The 351-nt window shown below is 55.0% G+C and carries 1 pseudogene; it reads right to left on the bottom strand.

Features of this window, described 5'->3' with window-relative positions:
- Positions 1 to 351 (bottom strand): annotated as a pseudogene (locus HMPREF2781_RS12225) (transposase); the annotation flags it as partial.

The raw sequence follows: 351 nt of genomic DNA, 5'->3' as shown, positions 1-351 counted from the left end.
CAGACCGAGATACTTTTAATAGTCGTGCCATGCGCTTGATGCTGTAGTTCGCCTTGCTCTGGCTGCATCAATTTGAACTTTTCTGCTCGCGTTGCCTCAAAGCGAAGAAGGCTGTCGCTTTTGACAAAAACTCGTTATCCATCTTGGCTTCTGCCAACTCACGGCGCAGACGAGCATTCTCAGCTCGGAGATCAGCCTCGCTCATCCCATCTGAGGCTCCTCGGCGTTCACGCTCGAGTTTGACCCACCGGCCTAAAAGCCCGGCAGAAACGCCAATCTCCTTAGCCACATGAGCGATCGGTCGCTCTGACTCGATAACCAGGTTCGCGGCCTCACGCCGGTACTCAGGCG

This window comes from Corynebacterium sp. HMSC062A03, assembly GCF_001811145.1.
Lineage (GTDB): Bacteria > Actinomycetota > Actinomycetes > Mycobacteriales > Mycobacteriaceae > Corynebacterium > Corynebacterium aurimucosum.
The sequence above is the reverse complement of the archived record's forward strand: the minus strand, read 5'-3'. Positions and strand labels throughout refer to the sequence as shown.